General features: G+C 72.6%; 6 protein-coding genes. 4 read left to right on the forward strand and 2 right to left on the reverse strand.

The annotated features are described in order from the left end of the window. The coding region (locus B1205_RS30795; RefSeq protein WP_254909664.1) for an Lrp/AsnC ligand binding domain-containing protein at positions 1-218 on the forward strand (218 nt) is incomplete at its 5' end. Positions 219-222: 4 nt separating this feature from the next. Here the strand turns inward: B1205_RS30795 and B1205_RS03015 are convergent. Further along, a complete protein-coding gene (locus B1205_RS03015) occupies positions 223-1,197 on the reverse strand; it encodes a DNA polymerase domain-containing protein (protein WP_089154192.1) in 975 nt (324 codons plus the stop codon). Positions 1,198-1,293: 96 nt separating this feature from the next. Continuing rightward, positions 1,294-1,524 carry a hypothetical protein gene (locus tag B1205_RS03020; RefSeq protein WP_089154385.1) on the reverse strand — a complete coding sequence of 77 codons (231 nt, stop codon included), beginning with the start codon at positions 1,522-1,524 and terminating at the stop codon, positions 1,294-1,296. 131 nt (positions 1,525-1,655) lie between these two features. Here B1205_RS03020 and B1205_RS03025 point away from each other — a divergent pair, with 131 nt between their 5' ends. The 3 genes from B1205_RS03025 (at position 1,656) to B1205_RS03035 (ending at position 3,804) form a co-directional block, all read left to right on the forward strand. Next, entirely contained in the window at positions 1,656-2,387 is a 732-nt protein-coding gene (locus tag B1205_RS03025) for a histidine phosphatase family protein (RefSeq protein WP_089154193.1), read from the forward strand. After that, positions 2,371-3,234, forward strand: coding sequence for an NAD(P)H-hydrate dehydratase (locus B1205_RS03030; RefSeq protein ID WP_089154194.1), 864 nt, complete (start codon positions 2,371-2,373; stop codon positions 3,232-3,234). The genes B1205_RS03025 and B1205_RS03030 overlap by 17 nt, the downstream gene beginning before the upstream one ends. Before the next feature lie 69 nt (positions 3,235-3,303). Beyond that, positions 3,304-3,804, forward strand: coding sequence for a hemerythrin domain-containing protein (locus B1205_RS03035; protein ID WP_089154195.1), 501 nt, complete (start codon positions 3,304-3,306; stop codon positions 3,802-3,804). Positions 3,805-3,852 lie beyond the last annotated feature (48 nt).

Raw genomic sequence — 3,852 nt, forward strand, 5'->3', positions numbered from 1 at the left:
GGCGGGAGGTCTCCGCCGAGCTGGCCCAGGTGCGCTACATCGAGCACGCGGCGTTGCTCAGCGGCGAGCACGACGTGCTGGCCCTGGTCCGCGCGCCGGACAACGCCACGCTGCGGGACGTGGTGCTGGACCGGGTGCAGAGCATCGCCGGGGTGCTCGCCACCCGTACCTGGCTGGTCTTCGAGGAGTTCGACGGCACGCAGAGCCCCTGGGCCTGACCGGTCACCGCTCCGGTGGTGGCTCCAGACCCTCCCGGTCGGCCAGCTCCAGCAGCGGCTCCAGCGAGTGCCGGCGACCGTCCAGGCCGGCGTGCGGGTCGCCGCGCTCGGCGAACCGGGCCGGCATGGTGAGCACGTCGAAGTCCTCCGGCCGGGCGTCGTCCAGCTCGGCCCAGTCGAGCGGCGCCGAGACCAGCGCCGCCGGCGTCGGCCGGATCGAGTACGCCGAGGTCATGGTGTGGTCGCGGGCCATCTGGTTGTAGTCGACGAAGACCGGTCGGTCGCGCTGGTCCCGCCACCAGGTGGTGGTGACCAGGTCGGGCCGCCGGCGCTGTATCGCCAGGCCCAGCGCCAGCACCGCCCGCCGGCACTCGCCGAAGCTCCAGCGCGGCTCGATCGACAGGTAGACGTGGATGCCCCGCCCGCCGGTGGTCTTCGGGAAGCCGGCCAGGCCCAGCTCGTCGAGGAACGCGCGCACCTCGTGGGCCACCGGCACGACCTGGGCGAAGTCCACCCCGGGCATCGGGTCGAGATCGATGCGGAGCTGATCCGGGTGCTCCACGTCACCCTTCGACACCGGCCACGGATGGAACCGCAGCGTGCCCAGGTTGGCCGCCCAGATCACCACCGCCAGCTCACTCGGCGCCACCTCGTCGGCGGTGCGGCCGCTGGGGAACGTGATGTGCGCGGTACGCACCCAGTCGGGCGCGCCGGCCGGCAGCCGCTTCTGGTAGAACGCGTCACCCCTGCTGGACTGCCGGGTGGCCACCGTCGCGCCCTCGAACACCCCGCGGGGCCAGCGTTCCAGCATGGTCGGGCGGTCGCGCAGCGCGCGCAGGATGCCGTCACCGACGGAGAGGAAGTAGCGCACCACGTCCCGCTTGGTCAGCCCGCGCTCCGGGAAGTAGGGCTTGTCCGGGCTGGAGACGCGGACCAGCCGCTCCCCCACCCGGATCTCCTCCGCCGCCGTGGCCGCCACCCGACCACGGTAACGACCCGGCCCGTCCGGGGCGACCGGCTCACCGGGACACGTCGGCCGGGTGGGTCGGACCCGCCCGGCCGATCGGGGAACGGCTCAGCCGTTCTCCTCCTTCAGACGCCGGGCCAGCATCTCCTTGCCCTGGTCGCCGGCCTTGCGGTTGTTCTCCTGGATCTTGCGGAACCAGGTGGCGAGTTCGGTGTCGCCCCGGTCCTCCGCGTCCGCGATGTACGTCTCCAGTTGCCAGATGTGCTGGAGCGACATCTGCACCACGTTGATCAGGTCGTAGTTCTTGTCCTTCACCGGGCTCATCGGCTCACGAACCATGGTCGCCACGGCGCACCTCCCCTGTCTCGACGTGTGGAACGGGCCGCTTACCCGCCGGGGCCGCGATCACGCCCCCCGGGTGGGCCGGCGGGCACGGTTACCCGCCGCCGGCCCCGGGTACCGGGAGCCGCATGGCGGAACTGGCAGCGCTCTGGATCGTCCGGCACGGCGAGAGCACCGCGAACGTCGCGGCCACCGCGGCCGAGACGTCCGGCGCGGAGTTGATCGACCTCAGCCACCGGGACGCGGACGTGCCACTGTCGCCGACCGGCGAGGAACAGGCCCGGGCGACCGGACGATGGCTGGCCGGGCTGCCCGAGGAACACCGCCCGGACGTCGCGGTGATGTCGCCGTACCTGCGCGCCGTGTCCACCGCCGAGCTGGCGCTGGCCGGCGTCGGGCTGCCGACGAGTCGCGACGAGCGGCTGCGCGACCGGGAACTCGGCATCCTGGACGGGCTCACCGGGCACGGGGTGCGCCGGCGGTATCCCGACGAGGCCGATCGCCGGGCCCGCCTCGGCAAGTTCTACTACCGCCCGCCCGGCGGGGAGTCGTGGGCGGACGTGGCGCTACGGCTGCGCGGCCTCCTCGGCGACCTGCGCCGCGACCACGACGGCGGCCGGGTGCTGCTGTTCGGCCACGACGCGCTGGTCTTCCTGCTGCGTTACCTGGTGGAGGGTCTCACCGAGGCGGAGCTGATGGCGCTGACCCGCGCGCATGTGATCGCCAACTGCTCGGTGACCGGCTGGCGTGCCGACGACGCCGGGCGGCTCACGCCGGAGGTGTTCAACGACGTCGCCCACCTGCACCAGCAGGGGGCACAGCCCACCAGGGAGGACGAGATCCATGCCGAGCCGGTCTGACGTGATCACCCCCGCGCTGCTGCGGGACTGGGCGCTGCCCGTGCCCACCGGCGGCAAGGAGGCGCGCGGCACGGTGCTGGTCGTCGGTGGCTCCCGGTTCACGCCGGGGGCGGTGCTGCTCGCCGGCGTCGCCGCGTTGCGCGCCGGCGCCGGCGTGCTCCAGTTGGCCGCCGCCGAGTCCACCGCCGCGGCGCTCAGCATCCAGGTGCCCGAGGCGCTGGTGGTCGGCCTGCCGGAAACCGACGACGGCGCAGTCCGGGGCGACCCCGGTGACCTGCTCGGCGGGCTGGTCGCCGACGCGGACGTGGTGGCGGTCGGCCCCGGGTTGAAGGACATCGACGCCACCCGGGAACTGCTGCACCTGGTCCTCGACGCGGCCCGGCCGGAGACCGGGTTCGTGCTCGACGCGTACGCGCTCGGCGCGCTCAGCCACGAGCCGGACCTGCTGGTCGGCTCGGGCCGCAAGGTGGTGCTCACGCCGAACCTCACCGAGGCCCGGCACCTGCTCGACCGCGATCCGGGCGACGACCTGGACGCCGAGGCGGTCGAGCTGGCCGACCGGTACGACGCGGTGGTCTCGCTGTACGGCCACATCGCCACCCCGGACGGCCGGGCCTGGCGGGAGGAGAGCGGCGACGCCGGGCTCGGCACCTCCGGCAGCGGTGACGTGCGCTCCGGGCTGCTCGCCGGGTTGCTCTCCCGCGGCGCCGACCCGGCCCAGGCGGCCTGCTGGGCGGCGTTCGCGCACGCGGTGAGCGGGCAGCGGCTGGTGCCCCGGTACGGCCGGATCGGCTTCCTCGCCCGGGAACTGCTCGACGAGATCCCGTACACCATCGCGACGGTGTGATCCGTACGGTTTGTGCCGATCCGAGCGGGGGTAGGGGGGCGTCATCAGCCCGACCTAGGAGGTAACCCGGTGTCCACCGATGCGATCGTCCTGCTGAAAGAGGACCACAAGGAGATCCGCCGCCTGTTCAAGGCCTTCCAGGATGCCGAGGACGGGCCGGCGAGCCGACGCGGGAAGATCGTCACGCAGATCCTGGAGGCGCTGACGGTGCACACCTACCTGGAGAACGAGGTGATGTACCCGGAGGTCCGCAAGCTGGTGCCGGACGTCGAGGACGACATCCTCGAATCGTACGAGGAGCACCACGTAGCGGACGTGCTCTGCTTCGAGCTGTTCACCATGGACGCCGACGACGAGCGCTACGTCGCCAAGACGACGGTGCTGATCGAGAACGTGCTGCACCACGTCGAGGAGGAGGAGCAGGAGTGGTTCCCGAAGGTGCGCGAGGCGCTCGGCCGTAACCAGCTCCAGGAGATCGGCCAGCGGATGCTCGACCTCCGCCCGAAGGCGCCGAAGACGCCGACCGCCCCGAAGGCGCTGAAGAAGGCACGCGACGCCATGCTCGCCTGAGCCCGGAGGCAAGGAGGGGCCCCCGCTTAACACGTGGATGTTAAGCGG

It is taken from the genome of Micromonospora sp. NBS 11-29, assembly GCF_002140155.1.
GTDB lineage: Bacteria > Actinomycetota > Actinomycetes > Mycobacteriales > Micromonosporaceae > Micromonospora.

What these genes read in the sequence shown, in the direction of transcription:
- B1205_RS03020 (WP_089154385.1), bottom strand. Translation starts at nt 1,524, where the DNA reads ATGGTTCGTGAGCCGATGAGCCCGGTGAAGGACAAGAACTACGACCTG.
- B1205_RS03025 (WP_089154193.1), top strand. Translation starts at nt 1,656, where the DNA reads ATGGCGGAACTGGCAGCGCTCTGGATCGTCCGGCACGGCGAGAGCACC.
- B1205_RS03030 (WP_089154194.1), top strand. Translation starts at nt 2,371, where the DNA reads ATGCCGAGCCGGTCTGACGTGATCACCCCCGCGCTGCTGCGGGACTGG.